This is a genomic window from Massilia sp. FBCC-B171 (assembly GCF_059134155.1).
In genome coordinates this window covers 5,374,276-5,392,938 of the sequence record NZ_CP101443.1, presented here as the reverse complement: position 1 = coordinate 5,392,938, position 18,663 = coordinate 5,374,276, and the positions used below count along the sequence as shown (strand labels likewise).

Below are 18,663 nucleotides of genomic sequence, written 5' to 3'. Positions count from 1 at the left end.
CATGGCCAACAAGATCGTAGTGGTCGATGGGCTGGGCAACCTGCGCTCGGTGGCGCAGGCGCTGCGCGCCGCCGCGCCGGAAGCCGACATCCTGGTCTCGAACCAGGCGCACGACATCAATGCGGCCGACCGTATCGTGCTGCCGGGGCAGGGCGCGATGCGCGACTGCATGGCCAGCCTGCGCGAGTCCGGCGCCGAGGAAGCGCTGCTGCGCGCCGTGAAAAACCGCCCGGTGATGGGCGTGTGCGTGGGCGAGCAGATGCTGTTCGACGAGAGCGAAGAGAACGGCGGCACGCCGGGCCTGGGCCTTTTCCCGGGCAAGGTAGTGCGCTTCCAGCTGGACGGCAAACTGCAGGCCGACGGTTCGCGTTTCAAGGTCCCGCAAATGGGCTGGAACCGCGTGCAGCAGACGCGCGCCCATCCGCTCTGGGACGGCGTCGACGACGGCAGCTATTTTTATTTCGTGCACAGTTATTATGTCGCGCCGGAAGTGGCCAGCGACACCATCGGCGAGGCCGACTACGGCGGGGCCTACACCTGCGCCGTTGCGCGCGACAACATCGTCGCCACCCAGTTTCACCCCGAAAAAAGCGCGGCCGCCGGGCTGCGCCTGTACCACAACTTCATCCACTGGAATCCCTGAAACTTCACCGTTTCCGTTCACTTAACCGACAACGACCATGCTGCTGATCCCCGCCATCGACCTGAAAGACGGTCACTGCGTTCGCCTCCAACAGGGCGATATGGACCTCGCCACCGTCTTCTCCGAAGACCCCGCCGAAATGGCCCTGCATTGGCTGAAGAAAGGCGCGCGCCGCCTGCACCTGGTCGACCTGAACGGCGCCTTCGCGGGTAAACCGAAGAACGAGCCGGCCATCAAGTCGATCCTGAAAATCGTCCAGGAATATGCCGAACAAAACGGCATCGACGAGATTCCAGTCCAGCTGGGCGGCGGCATCCGCGACCTCGACACCATCGAGCGCTACCTGGACGACGGTATCTCCTACATCATCGTCGGCACCGCCGCAGTAAAGAACCCCGGCTTCCTGCACGACGCCTGCGGCGCCTTCCCGGGTTCGATCATCGTCGGCCTGGATGCGAAAGACGGCAAAGTCGCCACCGACGGCTGGAGCAAGATGAGCGGCCACGAAGTGATCGACCTGGCCAAAAAATTCGAGGGCTACGGCGTCGAATCGATCATCTACACCGACATCGGCCGCGACGGCATGATGGGCGGGATTAACATCGAAGCGACCGTGCGCCTGGCGCAGGCCGTGCGCATCCCGATCATCGCTTCCGGCGGCCTGCACAACCTGGCCGACGTCGAAGCGCTGTGCGCGGTGCAGGACGAAGGCATCGAAGGCGTGATTTGCGGCCGTTCGATCTACGAAGGCACGATCGACCTGGCCTCGGCCCAGGCGCGCGCCGACGAACTGACCGAGGGCGAACAGGCTTAAGCAGCCTCACTACTATGCTGGCAAAACGCATCATTCCCTGCCTGGACGTGACCGGCGGGCGCGTCGTCAAGGGCGTCAATTTCACCGAGCTGCGCGATGCCGGCGATCCGGTCGAAATCGCGCGCCGCTATGACGGGCAAGGCGCCGACGAAATCACTTTCCTCGACATCACCGCCTCGTCCGACGGGCGCGACCTGATCCTGCCGATCATCGAAGCGGTGGCCTCCACCGTCTTCATCCCGCTGACGGTGGGAGGCGGCGTGCGCAAGGTCGAAGACGTGCGCCGCTTGTTAAATGCCGGCGCCGACAAGGTCAGCATGAACACCTCGGCCGTGCAGAACCCGCAACTGGTGTTCGACGCCTCGCAAAAACACGGCGCCCAGTGCATCGTGGTGGCGATCGACGCGAAGCAGGTCGCGCCCGGCAAGTGGGAAGTGTTCACCCATGGCGGGCGCAACGCCACCGGCATGGATGCGGTGGAGTGGGCCATCAAACTCGAACAGCTGGGCGCGGGCGAACTGCTGCTCACCAGCATGGACCGCGACGGCACCAAGTCCGGTTTCGACCTGGGCCTGACGCGTGCGGTGTCGGACGCGGTCGGCATCCCCGTGGTCGCCTCGGGCGGCGTCGGCGGCCTGCAGGACCTGGCCGACGGCGTGTTAAAAGGGCATGCCGATGCGGTGCTGGCGGCGTCCATCTTCCACTACGGGCAGCACACGGTCGGGGAAGCCAAGCGCTTCATGGCCGAACGCGGCATCCCGATGCGCCTGGAGTAAGCATGCTTCACTCGACGACCAACAATGCGGCCTGGCTGAAAAAAGTGCGCTGGGACGAACACGGCCTGGTACCCGTCATCGCCCAGGAAGCGGCCACCGGCGACATTTTGATGTTCGCCTGGATGAACCGCGACGCCCTGGCGCGCACGGTGGAACTGGGCGAAGCCGTGTACTGGAGCCGCTCGCGTAAAAAACTCTGGCACAAGGGCGAAGAGTCCGGGCATACGCAAAAAGTGCTGGAAATGCGCCTCGACTGCGATGAAGACGTGGTGCTGCTCAAGATCGAGCAGACGGGCGGCATCGCTTGCCATACCGGGCGCCATTCCTGCTTCTACCAGAAATTCGATGGCGAAGACTGGCAGGCGGTGGAGCCGGTGCTGCAGGATCCGGAAACGATTTATACGAATACCAAGAAGACCCCATGAGCACGACCCTCGCCCGCGTGGCCGCAGTGATCGAATCGCGTAAACCTGAAAACGGCGGCGACCCGGCGACCTCGTATGTCGCCAAGCTCTTTGCCAAGGGCGATGACGCGATCCTGAAAAAGATCGGCGAAGAAGCCACCGAGACCGTGATGGCGGCGAAAGACGCGCGCGTCTCCGGCGACCCTTCCGGCTTGCTGTATGAAGTGGCCGACCTGTGGTTCCATTCGATGGTGCTGCTGGCCAAGTTCGATCTCACGCCGCAGCAGGTGCTCGACGAACTGGCGCGCCGCGAAGGTTTGTCCGGCCTCGACGAAAAAGCCGCCCGCAAGGATTGATGGCGCGCGGCGTCATTGCCCCGTCATCGTTTCCAGATAAGATAATTCGATTGCCCTTGGAGACAACATGGATAACTGCATTTTCTGCAAGATTGCCGCTAAACAAATCCCCGCCAGCGTGGTCTACGAAGACGACGAAGTGCTGGCATTCAAGGACATCAATCCGGCCGCGCCGGTCCACTTGCTGGTGATCCCGAAGCGCCACGTCGACACCTTGTCCGACCTGACCGAGGAACACACGGCGCTGCTGGGCAAGATGCTGGCCCTGGTGCCGAAGCTTGCCGCCGAGCACGGTGTGGCGGTAACGAAAGGTGCTGACGGCAAGCCAAGCGGCGGCTACAAAACCCTGATCAATAGCGGGCCGAACGGCGGGCAGGAAGTCTATCACCTGCACATGCACGTGTATGGCGGCGCGCGCCCCTGGCGCGGCCTGGGGACCTGAAACACTTGCTAAGCTGTTACTAAGCATCGCCAGCGCCTGCATGGCTTATACTGGTGCAGTACGTTTCAACTACGCTTCACTGATTGAGGGCGCCTGCGCCCACTGAGGAGATCAAGATGGGTTCGATGAGCATTTGGCACTGGGTAATCGTGCTGGTCGTGGTGGTGCTGCTGTTCGGCACCAAAAAGCTGGGCAATGTCGGCTCCGACATCGGCAAGGCTGTGAAAGGTTTCAAGGATGGCGTGAAGGGCGACGAAGAAAAATCGGCCGCCAATCCGGCCACCCCTGTGCCGCCGGGCCAGGTAGCGGACAAGTCGACGATCGACGTCGAAACCCGCGAAAAGCACCGTTCGTAATCCGGTCGCGGCCTCATGATCGACCTGGGACTATCGAAGATCGCCATCATCGGTGTGGTGGCGCTGATCGTGATCGGCCCTGAAAAGCTGCCGAAGGTGGCGCGCATGGCCGGTACCTTGTACGGCCGCGCCCAGCGCTACCTGCACGAGGTCAAGTCCGAGGTCAGCCGCGAGATCCAGCTCGACGAGCTGCGCAACCTGCAGAAGGAAGTGGCCGACAGCGCCGCCGAGTTCCAGTCGGATGTCGAGCACCATATGTCGAGCAGCATCGGCGAAGTCGAAGCCGCCTGGCGCGGCGACATCCAGCCGAGCGCCCCGGCCCCGGTTGCCAGCATGGATAACCTCGAGCGCAAGGCCAAGGACTTCCGGCGCAAGAAGCTCGTGCGCACCTCGGCCGTGCCGGCCTGGTACAAGCACCGCAACGGCAGCAAGACCCGGGTCTTGTCGGGCGCCGCACGGGTGCGCAAGTTCCGTCCGGGCGTGAAAACCAACGCTTCCTTTTTCTAGATTTAAGACCGAATGACCGAAGAAGCGCCAGTCGAAGAAACCTTCATCTCCCACCTCGTCGAACTGCGCGACCGCCTCGTCAAAGCCCTCATCGGCGTCGCGCTCGTCTGCATCGGCTTGATGATCTGGCCGGGACCGAAGGAAATCTACGACTTCCTCGCCATGCCGATGATCGCCTCGCTGCCGCCCGGCGCGCAGATGATCGCCACCGGCGTCGTCGCGCCCTTCCTGGTGCCGATGAAGGTCACGCTCATGTTCGCGCTGATCGTCGCGCTGCCCTGGGTGTTTTACCAGATGTGGGCCTTCGTCGCCCCCGGCCTGTACGCCCACGAAAAGCGCCTGGTGCTGCCGCTGGTGTTCTCGTCCTCCCTGCTGTTCATGGGCGGCGTCGCGTTCTGCTATTTCTTCGTCTTCGGGCGCGTGTTCCACTTCATCGCGGCCTTCGCGCCATCCTCGATCGCGGTGATGCCCGACATCGAAAACTACCTCGACTTCGTCATGTCGATGTGCCTGGCCTTCGGCGCCACCTTCGAGGTGCCGGTGGTGGTCGTGATCCTGGTGCGCATGGGGATCGTCAGCATCGAAAAACTCAAATCGATTCGTCCCTACCTGATCGTTGGCGCCTTCGTCATTGCCGCCATCGTCACGCCGCCGGACGTGGTCAGCCAGCTGGCCCTGGCCATTCCGATGTGCCTGCTGTTCGAACTGGGCCTGCTGGTCGCGCCGCTGTTCGTGCGCATGACGCAGGCGCCGGAAGAGCCGGCGCAGCCATGAAGAAAGCCGGGCTAGCCCTAATGCCAGTCAGTTAAGCTGACTGGCATTTTTCATTGGAAACTTGGATCTGGGCTGTTTGACGACTCTGGGATAGGAGCGCCTTCGGCGTTCTGGCAAAAGATAAGCGCGTGCCTGCTCACGCAGCCATGCCAGGCGCCTGGGGAAGGTGCCTGGCGTTTGCAAAGGCCAGTGATACAGGGCCGTGGTGATGGCCAGGGCCAGCCACTGGAAACTCAGGCGCTGTGGCGGGACGTGCAGTTCGTCGGCCATCTGGGCGATTTCATGACGTAGCAGGTTGTAGGCGATGAGCGTGCCCCAAACTTCCTGGCGTACCAGCGTAGGCAATCTGCTACGCAGGGTCGTCATGTTCTTTTGCATGCCCTGCTTAATTTCCCTGAAGCCCAGTTCAATCTCCCAGCGCTGCGTGTAATGCGCCACGATCTCGCGCGCCGGAAAGCGGTGCGCATCGCACAGGGAGGTAAGGTACTGCCGCGGCTCTCCGCCGACCATGCACTTGATGAGCCGCGCTTGCCAATGCGACGGCAGGTCCGGCCGTTGCCTGCGTGCCTGTGGCGACACTGAAAAGCTCACCAGACAGTCGTCGGGGGCAAATTGGCATATCACCTCATAACGCAATCCCGCTCTGGCCCGCATAAGCCAATGCCTTTGTTCACCTGCATGCTGCCAGTCCAGAAGAAGGGCTGCAGAGAGATAGGCACGATCGAAAATCGTCAACGATTGATCCGGTACCTTGTGCATGAGTGACTTGGCAAAGCTCACCTCCCCCGTACCGTAATCACCAAACTCGGTTGCGCGGATCAGATGGGTGTAGGTATCCATCAAGCAGACTGCACGTAATTGAGGCCAGGCGCCATTGCTCTTGTCGTTGAAACCCCGCCCAAATTTCTCACAGTTGGCCGGCGTATCGGGAAGCGACCACACGACACCATCAACGGCATAGCTTCGCAGCCCATGAAAGAGACCATGTTCAGGTATGGCAGCGCTTGTCCAGCAGCTTGCCAAGCGTTCGAATAGCCATGCCATCGGTGCTTCACCCAAGCGTTCGCGGCCTGCCACTGCGGCACTGGGAACGGGTGCATTTGGCATTGGCCCATCGGCCAGATCAAGTTGCTGGACGATATGCCAGATTGGTTCGTTACGAAACAGGGCCAGGCCGATGACCAGCCAAACCATGCGCTCAGCCGGCAGGCGCCGTCGGCGCAACGACACGGTTCCGGTTTGTTGCAAGGCTTCGTCGATCCAGGCCGGATCGATCAGGCTGGCGAAACGCTCGAACTCATGCGGTGCCAGCTCAGCCGCATAGTCCATGTCAAATTGAAGGGCCATAATAAAAAACGGATTCACGTTGATCGTGAATCCGTTTTAGCTCAAACCGCCGGCTGGTCAATGCCTTAAGTGACTGGCATTAGGGCTAGCCCGGCTTTTTTTTATCCGCCGCGCGCCCCTCAAGGCTTCATCGAACGGACCTGCTCCAGCACCTCACGCTCGCGGCCTGCGCCGACCAGCGCGGCCGGCGTCTTGCCGTCGAAGGCCGCCAGCGGCGCCTCCATCCAGCTGCTTGCCGCCTCGTCGCTGCCCAGCACGCGCTTCGCTTCGTGCATGACGGCGTAATAGGCCTGCGCCTTGCGCGACTGGGCCTCGAAGCGATCGCGCAGGGCAGTGAGGGAATCGGGAGCGAGTGGTCCGTCTTGGGTCATGACTATTCAGTATAAAAATGGTTAATGGTCGTTCGCCGGCGTCACCAGCGCTGCCGCGACGGCGCGCAGCTGGTCTGCCAGCTTGGCATCCAGGCCAGGGATCGAATCTGCCAGCACATCGAGCGCCAGCGAGATTTCGTGCGCGCGTTCGGCCAGCAGCGCTGCGCCGGCGCCGGCCTGGGGCAGGGCCAGTCCGCTGCGCGGCAAGTGGAAATTCATGCCTGCGTGCGGGGCCGGGTCGCTGCCCGCCGGGAGGGTCGTGAGCAGGACACTCAGGCCGTTCAGCACATGCATCAGGCCGACGGCGCCGTCGATCTCGCTGCGGCGCGCCGCCACGCCCTGGGCCGTGCCGGTGCCGCTGGCCAGCAAGCGCAGCATCAGGCCATAGGTTGCATTCGCCAGGTCGAGCACGCGCGCGCTGCCGGGATCCGTGACCTGAACGCCAGGCGCGTCGCCGATCGGTGCGAACATGAGCGGGTCGGATGCGGCGGGGCGGTGCGGCGTGAATGCGGGATCGGCGCGCAGGAAAGCGTCGTACTCGGCGGCCATCGCCTGAAAGCGCGCGAAGTGCGAAGCCTCGTTGTCGTGGCGGCTGCCTTCTCCCTGTTCGACGATCACATCGACCGCCTGCAGCGCGCTGGTGAGATCGGTGACCGTCACCAGGCCGGGCAGCGTCATGATGTCCGGCCCCAGCTGCGCCTCCGGTGCGCCGACGAACAGGACGCGCTCGCTCAGGCGTTCGGCCAGGGCCTTGAACCCTGCGCCGATACCGCGGTACAGGTGGCCTACCGTGTCGAACTCCTCGGCCGTCGGCGTCAGGCGCGACGCCCGGGGCCGGCGCTGGTAGGAAACCGGCATCTCGAAGCCCGGCGCCTGCGCCATCTCCATCCCCTCGGGACGCTCGAGATAGATGAAATGGGCCAGGGTGTTGCGGTTCAGGGGCGCCAGGCGCACCACCAGGCTGGCCGGGTGGTAGCCGGCCGGGACGGGAAAATTCTGGCGCCGGAAATGGGGCGGCGAGCCAATGCTCATCAAAAGATTGTTGACGCTGGCCAGGTGCGCCATTTCTTCCATGGCGACGCTGCGGATTTCCTTGCGCCAGCGATCGATGGCCTCCAGCTGGGCCGGCGTCACGCCTTCGGCCGCCGCTTGCTTCAGGCTCCAGCCGGCATACAGGTAAGTGCACATCAGGCCGTGTTCAATTTCGGCCGCTTCGGTCAGCAAATAGATGAGCTGCTCGCGGTCGTTGACGCGGACGTCGTGCCGGTCGGGCGGGATCGGTCGGTTCATTGGATCACTATACCGGAAGCCAGAATGCAAGCGCGGCACGGCATTCCTTTCTCGCATGTGCAAAAAAACATCATCGTGCGGAAATTGCGTAAAGACAGGATAACGCGTTGATATAATTCCGTTTTCGCAATTTTGCCCAAGCGTTAATCAAACAGCGCCCCTGCACACATTGCCGCCGGTTTTCTCTGCTACCTAAGGAACACAATGAAACGCTCCCGCCTGTCGCTCCCAAGCTGCCGCACCCTCATGTTCATGGCCGTCGCCGGCACCTTCCCGGTGCACGCGGCGCTGGCGCAGGACACCACTGCGGCGCAGCAAGCACCTGCCGCCCAGGCGGCAACGAAGGACGGGCAGCGTCTGGACGTCGTGATCGTGACGGCCCAGCGCCGCGCCGAGAACATCAAGGACGTGCCGATGGCGATCACCACGCTCAGCGGCGACCGGCTCGAAGCCGTGACCGCCGGCGGCCAGGACATCCGCTTCCTCGCCAGCCGCTCGCCGAGCCTGAACGTCGAATCCGACTACGGCCGTTCCTTCCCGCGCTTTTATATCCGCGGCCAGGGCAATACCGACTTCGACCTGAACGCGTCGCAGCCGGTCGGCCTGGTAGTCGACGACATCGTGCAGGAAAGCCCGATGCTCAAAGGCTTCCCGGTGTTCGACGTCGAGCAGGTCGAAGTCCTGCGCGGCCCGCAGGGTACCCTGTTCGGCCGCAATTCGCCGGCCGGCGTCATCAAGTTCGATTCGGTGCGCCCTGTGCTGGGCAAGACCGAAGGCTATGTCACGGCTGGCCTGGGCACCGACGGCGCCATGAATGTGGAAGGCGCCTACAACCTGCCGATGGGCGACACGGTCGCCGCGCGCGTCTCGGTGCAGACCCAGAACCGCGACAACCGCGTGCACAACCCGCGTCCGACCGGCACCCGCGAATTCGAAGGCTACAGCGACAACGCCGGCCGCTTCCAGCTCTTGGTGCAGCCGAATAAAGCGTTCAGCGCGCTGCTGAACTTCCATGCCCGTGACCTCGACAACAACGCCACGCTGTTCCGCGCGAACATCATCAAGCAGGGCACGAATGAACTGGTCGACGGTTTCGACTACGACCAGTACCCGACCGACGGCGTCAACGAGCAGCGCCTGAAAACCCACGGCGCCAACATGCGCCTGCGCTGGAACTTCGACCGCGTGACCCTGCACTCGATCACCGGTTACGAGACGGCCGAATTCTACAGCCGCGCCGACGTCGACGGCGGCTTCGGCGCCGTCTACGCGCAGCCGATGGGCCCGGGCTTCATTCCCTTCGTCGTCGAGACGGCCGACCTGCTGCCGGAGCACAAGCAGTACTCGCAGGAGTTCCGCGCCGAGTCGAACGTGCCGGGTCCGCTGCAATGGATCGGCGGCCTGTTCTTCTTCAAGGAAGACATCCGCATCGACAGCATCAGCTTCGATTCGCTGGCACCGGGCAATCCGCAGAACCCGTTCTACGCGACCCAGGACCAGTCGACCAAATCGTGGGCGGCCTTCGGTTCGCTGAACTACACGGTCTCCGAGAAGCTGAAACTGCGCGCCGGCCTGCGCTACACCAGCGACCAGAAGGACTTCTCGGCGCGCCGCGTCGAAGCCACCACGGCCGGCCCCTTCGTCATCAATAACGACTCGAACAACGTCAGCTGGGACCTGTCCGGTACCTACGCCCTGGACAAGAACACCAACCTGTTCGCACGCATCGCCACCGGCTACCGCGCACCGAGCATGCAGGGCCGCCTGAACGGCCTGGCCGACCGTCCTTCGTTCGCCGACGCCGAGAAAGCCCTGTCCTACGAGGCCGGCATCAAGCAGGAACTGTTCGACCGCCGCGCCCGCGTTTCGGCCAGCGTGTTCCAGTACCGCGTGAACGACAAGCAGCTCACCGCCGGCAGCGGCGTGATCAACATGAACCAGCTGATCAACGCCGACAAGGTCACCGGCCAGGGCGTCGAGCTCGATTTGCAGGCCGTGCTCTCCGATTCGCTGCGCATGACCCTGGGCGGCAGCTACAACGATACCGAGATCAAGGACGGCGGCCTGTTCGTCCAGCAGTGCGGCAACTTCGCCAACACCGGCGGCCTGGCCGGCTGCACGGTGACCGATCCAGCCGGTCCGTTCGCGGGCACCGTGCGCATCGACGGCAACCCGATGCCGCGCGCGCCGAAGTGGCAGGGTAACTTCACCCTGCGCTACAGCGTCCCGATGGGCAATGGCGACTTCTACGCCTACACCGACTGGGCTTACCGCAGCACCTACAACATGTTCCTGTACGAAGCGCGCGAGTACAAGGCCAAGTCGCTGGTCGAAGGCGGCCTGCGCGTCGGCTACAAGTGGGGTGACGGCAAGTACGAAGTCGCTGCCTTCGCACGTAACATCACCGACAAGGTGCAAGTGGTCGGCGCCATCGACTTCGACAACCTGACCGGTATCCTGAACGAACCACGCACCGTGGGCGTGCAGGCCAAGGTCAACTTCTGATCTGTGCTTGAATTGAAAAAAGCCGGCCCGAGTCAGATCGGGCCGGCTTTTTTTTGCGCTTTTTTCCCCGCCGCCGCTCAGAACCGGAAATTCGCGCGCGCGTAGTAATACCCGCCGTTGATCCCGATCGGCGAGAACGATGGATAGATCGTCACCGCCGAGTTGTCCAGGTTGGCGCGCTGGATGGCCAGCACTTCCGGATTGATCCCGTCCGGGTACTTGTTGAACAGGTTGTTGGCGCCGAGCGCCAGCGTCCAGTTATTGTTGATTTTATAGGCCACCTCGAGGTCGGTCACGGCCAGGGTGCCGATCTCGGTCTCGTAATAGGTCGCACCGCCGTCCGGCGACTGCATCTCCGACGACTTGCCGTAGATCGACTCGCGCAGGTTCACCGTCCACGCACCGGCCTTCCACAAGGCGCCCAGATTCAGGCGCATCTTCGGCGAGGCCGTCTCGATGTCCGACAGGGCCGTCTGGTCGAGCAGCAGCTGCGGCTGCAGCTGGGTCGGCGCCTGGTTGATCTTCATGACCTTCACCACGTTGTAATTGGCCGCCGCCGACCAGTCCACGCGCCCGTAGTTGCCGTAGTTGCTGCTCTTGGTGGCCACCAGTTCCAGGCCGCGGCTGCGGGTGTCGATCGCGTTCGAGAAGATGTTGATGCCGGTTTCGACGACGGTCGGATCGAGCACGTTGCCGTTGGCGAGGATGGCCGCCGTCACCGCCGGCGAATTGACCGCGCCGCCCGAGCCGTACAAGGCGCCGCTGCCGACGATGCGGTCGCGGATCTTGATCTGGTAGGCGTCCAGCGTCACCGTCAGGCCGGGAGAAGGATTGAGCACGATGCCGGCCGACAGGTTGGTCGACTCTTCCGGCTTCAGGCCGTCGATCCCGACCAGGCGCGCACCCGGCGAATTCGGCGCCAGCTGCACGAAGGCCGAACGCGGCGAGACGTTGGTGGCCGAATAAAAGGACTCGGCCAGGGTCGGCGCGCGGAAGCCGTTGCTGACCGTGCCGCGCACGGCAAAGGCCGGCGAAAAGTCGTAGCGCGAGGTGAGCTTGCCGACCCTGGCATTGCCGAAATCGCTGAAGTGCTCGTAGCGCGCCGCCAGGTCGACCGTCAGGTCCTTGACCGGCTGCGCCGAGACGTTGACATAGAAGGCTTCGTTGTCGCGGTCATGCTTGCCGGCGTCGGTCAGGAGAAAACCCGGATACGACTGCGAGCCTTCCTTGTAGCGCGACGCCGGCTCGCCCGCCACGATCTCGTAGGTGTCGCGCCGCTGCTCGAGGCCGATCGCAAAGTTCAGGGGCGTGGCCCAGCCGAGATCGAACTCGCGGCTGATATCGAGGTTGTTGGTCCACTGGCTGGCGCGGAACTGGCCCGCCGCAAAGGTGGTCGGCGAGAAGCCGGTGTCGGCCAGCAGCGAGACGTTGATCGAGGTGTCGACGCCGATCTTCGTCACGTCCTTGCCGTAGGTGCTGGACAGATCCCACTTCCAGCCGCCTATGCTGCCTTTCACTCCGGCCGTGAGGGCGAAGTCGGTCTCGTCGAAGGTCTCCAAAGGCGAAAAGCCGAGCGGGTAGGCCAGCGGCACGCGGCTCGGCATGCGGTAGTTTTCGAATGCGCGGGCGCGTTTTTCGCCATAGGTGGCGAAGCTGTAGACGCTGGTGTCGGCCCCGAGGTCGAAACCGAAGTTGGCCGCCATCACGTGCTGGCGGTACTGGGCGTCGCCCTGGATCTTGTTCAGGTAGGGGTAGCCGGGCGACTGCAGCAGTTGCGGCTGGGCCGCGAGGGTGGCCGGGTCGTTGACGCGCGGGTCGATCCCGCCGCGGTTGGAAAAACCGTGGTATTTCGATTCGACCGTCAGGCTCAGGAAGGCCGTCTCGAAGGGCGCGAAGCCGATGTTGGCGCTGCCGTTGCCGGTATGGCCGCCGCCATCGTAGTAGCCGCCGCCATTCACGTTACCCGTCAAGCCGCTGCTGTTCGATTTCAGGATGATGTTGATGACGCCGGCAATGGCGTCGGTGCCGTATTGGGCCGCGGCGCCGTCCTGCAGCACCTCGACATGGTCGATCGCCGCCAGCGGGATGTAGTTCAGGTCGGCCGCGGCCGCGCCCTGGAAGGCGCCGCCCAGCACGGCGAGGTTGGCCGTGCCGTGGCGGCGCTTGCCGTTGACCAGCACCAGCGTGTTGTTCGGGGACAGGCCGCGCAGGCGGGCGGACAAGGTCATGGCCGCCATGTCGGAACCGAAGGCCTGGATCGTAAACGACGGCAGGTTCTGGCCGAGCGCCTGGCGCAGGTCGGCCTGGCCGGTGCGGTTCAGCGAAGCGGCGTCGAGCACCTGGATCGGAGAGGCGCTGTTTTCGACCTTGAGGCCGGAGGCGCGGGTGCCGGTGACGATCACGACGCCGGAGACCGTCGGCCCGGCTTCGGCATTCGGCAGCAGCGCCGGGACGTCGGCCATGGCGACCTGCGTCTCCTGGGCAAACGACAGGCCTGAATGCAGCAGGATGATGGCGGCGGCGCCTTTTTTGAGTTTTGCCTTGAGCATGTGTTACCCCTGAATTGAATGGACTGCGAATCGAAGCGACGGCGATGTAAAAAAACGATTATTTTTTGGCGGCGACCACCTCGATCTCGATCAGCCAGCCCGGATTCGACAGTGCCGCCACCTGGAACACGGCGCGCGCCGGCAGGTTCGGCTGGGCGCCGCCGAAGAACTGGGTATAGCCCTCCATGAAGCCGGCCACGTCGCCCTTGTTCCCCTTGGTCGGGTCGCCGACGATGAAGACCTGCATCTTCACGACGTCGCCCATCGTCAAACCCATGCCGGCGAGGATGTCGCGGATTTTGTTCAGGACGCCGACGGTCTGCTGCTTCGTGTTGCCGAAGGCGGCCAGCGAATCGCCGGGGGCGGCCTTGTCGACGACGGGCGGGACCTGGCCGCTGATGAAGTGGATGGTCGCGTTGGGCGGCAGGGTCACGGCCTGGGCGATCGGAAAATCGGAGCCGGGAATTTTGTGGCGCACGATCTCCTGGGCGCTGACCGGCAGGACGGTGGCGCACAGCAGGGCGGCGAAGAGGGTAGTGAGGCGTGTTTTCATGGGGCGCTTTCCTGGTTAAATAAGGGGTTCAATGCTTGTTGCTCAGGCGTGCGGTGCCGGCCTGCGCGGCCTGGAGCGCCGCGCGCAGGGTGGCCACTTCCGTGTCGGGCACGGCGCCGGCCTTGTTGCCCCAGCTGGCGCGGGCATAGGTCAGCACCTGGGCGATGTCGGCGTCCGACAGGCTGGCGCTGAAGTCCGGCATGCCGCCGCGGCCCTTGAGCAGCACTGTGGTCACCTCGGCCGGCGCGCCCTGCACCAGCGCATTGCCGGCCAGGGCAGGGAAGGCGCCCGGGATGCCTTTGCCGTTGGCCTGGTGGCAGGCGGCGCAGTTCTTGGCGAACAGCGCCTTGCCGTCCATGGCTTGCGCGCCGGCGTTCATGGATGCGCCACCGAGCAGGATGCCGATGAAGAGTGACTGGATGTTCATGCCTGCGCCCTCGCGTGGATGCGTTCGATTTGCTGCCAGCTCGATTCGATGGCGCCGGCCTGCCAGCCCGTCAGGTAGCTGAGGTGTTCGCCGGCCAGCAGGATGCGGCCCTCGCCTTCGTTGAGGATCGGGTAGGCCGCCTTGCGGCTTTCCTCGGTCCACTCGGCCCAGCCGCCCAGGTTGTACTGGACGCGGTGCCAGGCCACCGAGAAGGACGATTCAAACGAGCTGCGGTAGGCCGGGAAGATCTGCTGGCCGGCGGCGAGCGCGAATTCGGCGCGCGCCGGCGGGCTCAATGCGCTGACCTCGATCGCGTCGAGCATGTAGTTGTAGTAGCCGAGCAGGACGCCCTTTTTCTGCTGCCAGTTCGAGGAAGGCACCGAGATCGTGTTGATGCCCTTGATGTCGGTGACGATGTGGCCGCCGTAGATCTGGTCGTCCTCTTCCCAGAAGCGGCGCTTCATCTGCAGCCCGATCTTCCCGACCGGCATATAGGTCACCGCCTTCACCGCGTCCTTGAAGCGTGGCGAGAAATCGGTGTCGAGCATGCGCAGCACCGACAGGGGAATCGTGCACAGGCAGTAGTCGGCGCTGATGCTGGCCAGCTTGCCGCTGGCCTTGTCCTTGACCGTGACGGTCACCTTGCTTGCGTCCTGGCGCAGGGTCTGCACTTCGCTGTTGTAGCGGATGCGGCGGCCGACGCGTTTTTCGAAGGCCCGTGCGATCGCGTCCATGCCGCCGACCGGCTGGAACATGGTCGCCTGCATCGGGAAGTCCTGCACCGCGCTGTAGACCTTGCCCACCTTCGAGGCCAGCAGGTCGCGAAAGCCGAGCGGATCGGAGGCTTCGCCGGGACCCGGGCTGACGCCGGCGCCGGGATTGGTCTTGAAACCGCGGCCGCTGCGGCCCTTGTAGCGCAAATCTCCGGCATCGAGGTGGCCTTCGTTGGCCAGGTAGTCGAGCAGCAGGGCCTTGTCGCCGGCGTTCATCTGGGCGTCGAGCCGGTCGTTGCTGACCGATTTCGCCAGCAGCTCGGCGACGTGGCCGCGCATGTCCGATTTGACCTGGGCGCCGCGCAGGCGCCGCTTCGCCAGCGGCCCGCCCTGCTCGAGATAGATCAGGGCGTTGTCGTTATCGTTGACCATGACCTCGAGCGGCACGTCGAACAGGCGCGTGTAATGCAGGGTCGACTGGTGGTGCATCGGGATGCGCCAGGGGCCGTGGTTGATGTACTGCCCGGCGTCGAAGCGGCATTCCTGCATCTCGCCGCCCAGCTCCTGCAGCTTGAAACCCTTGCGCGCTGTCTGGCAGCGCCCGCCGGCAAAGCCGCGCGCTTCGATGACCTGGCAGTCGTAACCGAGCTTGCCCAGTTCATAGGCCGCCGTCATCCCGGCCAGGCCCGCCCCGAGGATCAGGACCTTCTTGCCCTTGCCGCTGCCGCTCAGCGCCGGCGGCACTGCTGCCCGGGACGCAATGCCCATGCCCCAGGCGTTCATCGTATTGAGTAACAGTGCCGAGCCGCCGACCGCCGCTGCCCGGTACAGGAATTCGCGCCGCGTACCTGCTGTGTTCGAACTACGCATACCTCACCTCTTTCCGTGTTGTTACAAGGAAAGACATAGCAAGCGGCGTGCCAAAATCGCTGCTGAAGCCGGCTCCGGCCACTGGAAAAACAATGTTGTTTCGGCCAGAAAGGCAGCGCGCGACCGCCGTGAAAAACAATGTATTTATGCCAAAGGGTCCAGGCGGGCGAGGCGGTGGCGGAGGGCCCGGGGCGGCAAACAGACTCTATTTTGCGGGGTACACTTTGTTTTTCAGGACGTTCCAGGCGCTCTGGGATGGCCGCACGCTACCCGCCTCGGCTGTTAAATGATGCGCTGCACCAATTTGATTCGCCCCGCACCGGGATAGCATTTTTTTGCGAAAACGCATCATCGAAGAACAGAGCGCCTTCCGCCGTGCGAGGCACGTGGGAAGGCGCTCGGGACTGCTGGAAAAGAAATCAGCTGGGGAGCAGGGCGTCGCGGTCGAGCCAGTAGCTGAATTGGCCGTAGCTGGGCGCGGCGTGGCGGCTGGCGCCGAAATAATCGTCGAGCATCTGGCGGTAGGCGGCGCGCCGGGAAAAGCGCTCGTGGGTGGCGGCGTAACGCATGGCGGCGGCGCGCATCGTGTCGCGCAAGGGGCCGTCGGCGTTCAGGCCGGGCGCCCCGGATTTGCTGGGCCGGCCGCGTTTGACGCCGGCGTTCGCGCCGCGGGTCTTGCCGGGTGCGCCCGAGTTGGCATAGTCGGGCAGCAGGGCGTCCGGATGCTGGCCGCGTTCCCAGTAGCGCCGCAGGTAGCGGTAAACGGTGGGCGCCGAGACGCCGTGCGCCAGGCAGCAGGCCGCAATCAGCCGGCCGCGCCGGCGCGCCTCATATATGGCCGGCTCCTCGCGCGTGAGCATGCTGACGATGGCCCAGGCATTCTCGCGCAAGGCCAGGTAGCTGGGCGGCAGCGTGGCGGGATCGACGCTCGTGCGCCAGGCGTCGCTTGCGAGCAGGCGTGCGCGCCGCTCGCGCAGGTCGGCGGCCAGCACGTCGAACGACGCTTGCTGCGGGCTGGCGCTGACCACGCCCAGGGCAAAGGTGTAGACCAGCTTGTGGTTCGGGTCGATCCACAGGATCCGCAACGTGCGCGCATCCCCGGCGTATTCGAGTAAATCGTTTCGAAGCAGCATTCGACGATCCTTTTCGCGTTCGGTCGTCTTTACTGATGCAAGTTCCGAGCCAGCGGCGGATCAAAAAAAACGCCGGCGTCAAAGCCGGCGTTCAGGGTTCACAAGGCAGCGTGCGTCAGGTGCCACTGCACTGCGGCAGCGTCCTCCTCGTGTTCAGCAGGTTGGCGCTGTCGTCCGGGGAAGCGGTGTTGTCGCTGAATTTGCAGCCGTACTTCGGATCGGCCACCACCGACGGCGTCAGGACGTCGTCGCCTTCGGGTTTCACACCCTGCTGCTCCCATTTGACCATGGCTTCGAAGGCCGAGACCTGCTCGGCGATCGTGAAGTCGCAGTGACTGATGCCGCGGATCGCACGCTGCACCAGCAGGCCCGAGGTGCCGTTGGCGTCGGCCCGACGCTTGTAAATCTGCTCCATCTTGAAGGGCACGTACATGTCGCCCAGGGTGTGAATGGTCACCACCGGCACCTTGATCTGGGCGTTCGTCTTCGGAATCCAGCGCAGGCCGTCGCGGCGCAGGCGGTTGGCCTCGGGCGCCGCCTGGACGCGGAAGATGGCCGCGTTATAGGCCTGCTCTTCGGCGCTGAGCGCCGGGTCGGCATCGAGCTGGAACACGATGTCGCGGGTGGACACCGCGTCCTCGTTCAGGATGCCGTTGACCTTGCCGTCGCGCCCGAAGGTGCCCCAGACGGTGTTCTGCAGCGGGCCGGCGTAGGCGAAGTCGAACAGCGGGCGCGGTCCGCCGGTCAGGTTCTGGACGATCTGCTTCAGGCGCAGTCCCTGCGCGGTCGGCACGGCCGGCCCGTTCGGGGTGCCGCCGGGGAAGCTGGAGAACAGCTTGGCCTGCACCTGCGGCCCGACGGTCGCCCAGTTCGCCACCGGCCAGCTGGTCGCAGGCATGCCCGCTTCCACCTGGGCGGCGGTCTGGTAGGCGGCAAAATAATCGAACAGTTCGGTGTCGCCCAGCACGCCGCACATCGGCACGGCGCCGTTGTAGCGGATGCGGTTGACGGCGGTGGCGATGTTTTCCTCGTCGACGGCGGCGGCCGTGATGTGCCCGCCCATCGACACGCCCGTAATATAGGTTTTGAAGGGGGCCGCCAGCGTGCGGCCGTTCTGGCGCGCGATGTCGACAAAGGCGATCGCCAGCGCATTGGTGTCTTCGACGCCGGCGCGCACGTCATAGTAATTCTTGCTGTAGCTCGAGGCTGCCCAGGCATACCCCTGGCTCAGCAGGTGGCGGCGCAGCGCCGGCGTTTGCACCGCCAGGTTGGCGCCTTCGCCCGCATACCCGTGGGCGTACATCACCAGCATGCCGTTCCAGTTCTTCGGCACCTCGACCTGGTAGGCAGCGTTGTTCAGGACGCCCGCCCAGCGGTCGGTGGCGGGCGTGCCGGCCAGGGCCGCGAAGGTCGTCGCGCTCCCGACCGTGGCGAAGGTACGCCCGTCCTGGGCGCGGGTCGATTCGGGGGCGACGGTGGTGGGAACCGGGGTAACGCTGGCCTGGGGCGGGCGTGGCGCGGAATCGTCGTCGCCGCCGCAGGCGGTCAGGGCGAGCGCCGCCACCAGCGGCGGGATGAATCGACGTGCATGGAACATGCTGGACTGCTTTTTCATCGAAGGTCTCCTAAAATTATTGTCTTGCACAGCGAAACCAGAGTCCGCGTGGCGGTTTTATTCTAGAGTTAAATGGAAAACAATAAAAGGAAAGCCTGCGGCAGTGACCGGCTAGCAACGGATTACGGCAACCGGCAGGTACGGGCATAAAAAAAGGCGCTGTTCGCGTTGAGTGTGGAATTTCCCGGAACGGCTGAGGTCCAACCTCAACCGTAATC

The 18,663-nt window shown here is 64.2% G+C and carries 19 protein-coding genes; 10 read left to right on the top strand and 9 right to left on the bottom strand.

Annotated features, from left to right (window positions below; translation table 11 throughout):
• The first annotated feature begins 1 nt into the window (after position 1).
• The 9 genes from hisH to tatC all read left to right on the top strand — a co-directional run bounded on the left by hisH (position 2) and on the right by tatC (position 5,072).
• Positions 2-643 carry an imidazole glycerol phosphate synthase subunit HisH gene (gene hisH / locus NMB41_RS24340; RefSeq protein ID WP_494380302.1) on the top strand — a complete coding sequence of 214 codons (642 nt, stop codon included), beginning with the start codon at positions 2-4 and terminating at the stop codon, positions 641-643.
• Positions 644-680: 37 nt separating this feature from the next.
• Entirely contained in the window at positions 681-1,457 is a 777-nt protein-coding gene (hisA, locus tag NMB41_RS24335; RefSeq protein ID WP_494380301.1) for a 1-(5-phosphoribosyl)-5-[(5-phosphoribosylamino)methylideneamino]imidazole-4-carboxamide isomerase, read from the top strand.
• Between the two features lie 14 nt (positions 1,458-1,471).
• Positions 1,472-2,233 (top strand): imidazole glycerol phosphate synthase subunit HisF, encoded by a 762-nt coding sequence (hisF, locus tag NMB41_RS24330; RefSeq protein ID WP_494380300.1) that lies wholly within the window; start codon positions 1,472-1,474, stop codon positions 2,231-2,233.
• Between the two features lie 2 nt (positions 2,234-2,235).
• Entirely contained in the window at positions 2,236-2,658 is a 423-nt protein-coding gene (hisI, locus tag NMB41_RS24325; RefSeq protein ID WP_494380299.1) for a phosphoribosyl-AMP cyclohydrolase, read from the top strand.
• Positions 2,655-2,993: a phosphoribosyl-ATP diphosphatase gene (locus NMB41_RS24320; RefSeq protein WP_494380298.1), complete on the top strand. Its 339-nt coding sequence runs from the start codon at positions 2,655-2,657 to the stop codon at positions 2,991-2,993. The genes hisI and NMB41_RS24320 overlap by 4 nt, the downstream gene beginning before the upstream one ends.
• A gap of 67 nt (positions 2,994-3,060) precedes the next feature.
• Positions 3,061-3,435: a histidine triad nucleotide-binding protein gene (locus NMB41_RS24315; protein WP_494380297.1), complete on the top strand. Its 375-nt coding sequence runs from the start codon at positions 3,061-3,063 to the stop codon at positions 3,433-3,435.
• Between the two features lie 116 nt (positions 3,436-3,551).
• Complete coding sequence (tatA, locus tag NMB41_RS24310; RefSeq protein ID WP_494380296.1) at positions 3,552-3,791, top strand: Sec-independent protein translocase subunit TatA; 240 nt, start codon at positions 3,552-3,554, stop codon at positions 3,789-3,791.
• Between the two features lie 15 nt (positions 3,792-3,806).
• Positions 3,807-4,298, top strand: a complete 492-nt coding sequence (gene tatB, locus NMB41_RS24305) for a Sec-independent protein translocase protein TatB (RefSeq protein ID WP_494380295.1) — start codon at positions 3,807-3,809, stop codon at positions 4,296-4,298.
• Between the two features lie 12 nt (positions 4,299-4,310).
• Entirely contained in the window at positions 4,311-5,072 is a 762-nt protein-coding gene (gene tatC, locus NMB41_RS24300; protein ID WP_494380294.1) for a twin-arginine translocase subunit TatC, read from the top strand.
• Positions 5,073-5,099: 27 nt separating this feature from the next.
• On the opposite strand, the gene NMB41_RS24295 is transcribed toward tatC, so the two are convergent.
• The 3 genes from NMB41_RS24295 to NMB41_RS24285 form a co-directional block, all read right to left on the bottom strand.
• Entirely contained in the window at positions 5,100-6,437 is a 1,338-nt protein-coding gene (locus NMB41_RS24295; protein WP_494379701.1) for an IS4 family transposase, read from the bottom strand.
• A gap of 101 nt (positions 6,438-6,538) precedes the next feature.
• The gene (locus NMB41_RS24290) at positions 6,539-6,790 is read right to left on the bottom strand and encodes an MbcA/ParS/Xre antitoxin family protein (protein ID WP_494380293.1); all 252 of its coding nucleotides are present in this window, start codon (positions 6,788-6,790) and stop codon (positions 6,539-6,541) included.
• A gap of 21 nt (positions 6,791-6,811) precedes the next feature.
• Positions 6,812-8,080 (bottom strand): ferritin-like domain-containing protein, encoded by a 1,269-nt coding sequence (locus NMB41_RS24285; protein WP_494380292.1) that lies wholly within the window; start codon positions 8,078-8,080, stop codon positions 6,812-6,814.
• A 204-nt stretch (positions 8,081-8,284) separates the two neighbouring features.
• Between NMB41_RS24285 and NMB41_RS24280 the strand changes: the two genes are divergently transcribed.
• Complete coding sequence (locus tag NMB41_RS24280) at positions 8,285-10,585, top strand: TonB-dependent receptor (RefSeq protein ID WP_494380291.1); 2,301 nt, start codon at positions 8,285-8,287, stop codon at positions 10,583-10,585.
• Between the two features lie 77 nt (positions 10,586-10,662).
• Here NMB41_RS24280 and NMB41_RS24275 read toward each other — a convergent pair whose 3' ends face one another.
• From NMB41_RS24275 to NMB41_RS24250, 6 genes are all read right to left on the bottom strand, one after another.
• The gene (locus NMB41_RS24275) at positions 10,663-13,134 is read right to left on the bottom strand and encodes a TonB-dependent receptor plug domain-containing protein (RefSeq protein WP_494380290.1); all 2,472 of its coding nucleotides are present in this window, start codon (positions 13,132-13,134) and stop codon (positions 10,663-10,665) included.
• A gap of 58 nt (positions 13,135-13,192) precedes the next feature.
• The gene (locus NMB41_RS24270) at positions 13,193-13,687 is read right to left on the bottom strand and encodes a RidA family protein (protein WP_494380289.1); all 495 of its coding nucleotides are present in this window, start codon (positions 13,685-13,687) and stop codon (positions 13,193-13,195) included.
• A 28-nt stretch (positions 13,688-13,715) separates the two neighbouring features.
• Positions 13,716-14,114 carry a c-type cytochrome gene (locus NMB41_RS24265; RefSeq protein ID WP_494380288.1) on the bottom strand — a complete coding sequence of 133 codons (399 nt, stop codon included), beginning with the start codon at positions 14,112-14,114 and terminating at the stop codon, positions 13,716-13,718.
• Positions 14,111-15,697 carry a flavin monoamine oxidase family protein gene (locus NMB41_RS24260; RefSeq protein ID WP_494380287.1) on the bottom strand — a complete coding sequence of 529 codons (1,587 nt, stop codon included), beginning with the start codon at positions 15,695-15,697 and terminating at the stop codon, positions 14,111-14,113. The genes NMB41_RS24265 and NMB41_RS24260 overlap by 4 nt, the downstream gene beginning before the upstream one ends.
• A gap of 419 nt (positions 15,698-16,116) precedes the next feature.
• Positions 16,117-16,830, bottom strand: coding sequence for a hypothetical protein (locus NMB41_RS24255; RefSeq protein ID WP_494380286.1), 714 nt, complete (start codon positions 16,828-16,830; stop codon positions 16,117-16,119).
• Positions 16,831-16,945: 115 nt separating this feature from the next.
• Complete coding sequence (locus NMB41_RS24250) at positions 16,946-18,445, bottom strand: alpha/beta hydrolase (protein ID WP_494380285.1); 1,500 nt, start codon at positions 18,443-18,445, stop codon at positions 16,946-16,948.
• Positions 18,446-18,663 lie beyond the last annotated feature (218 nt).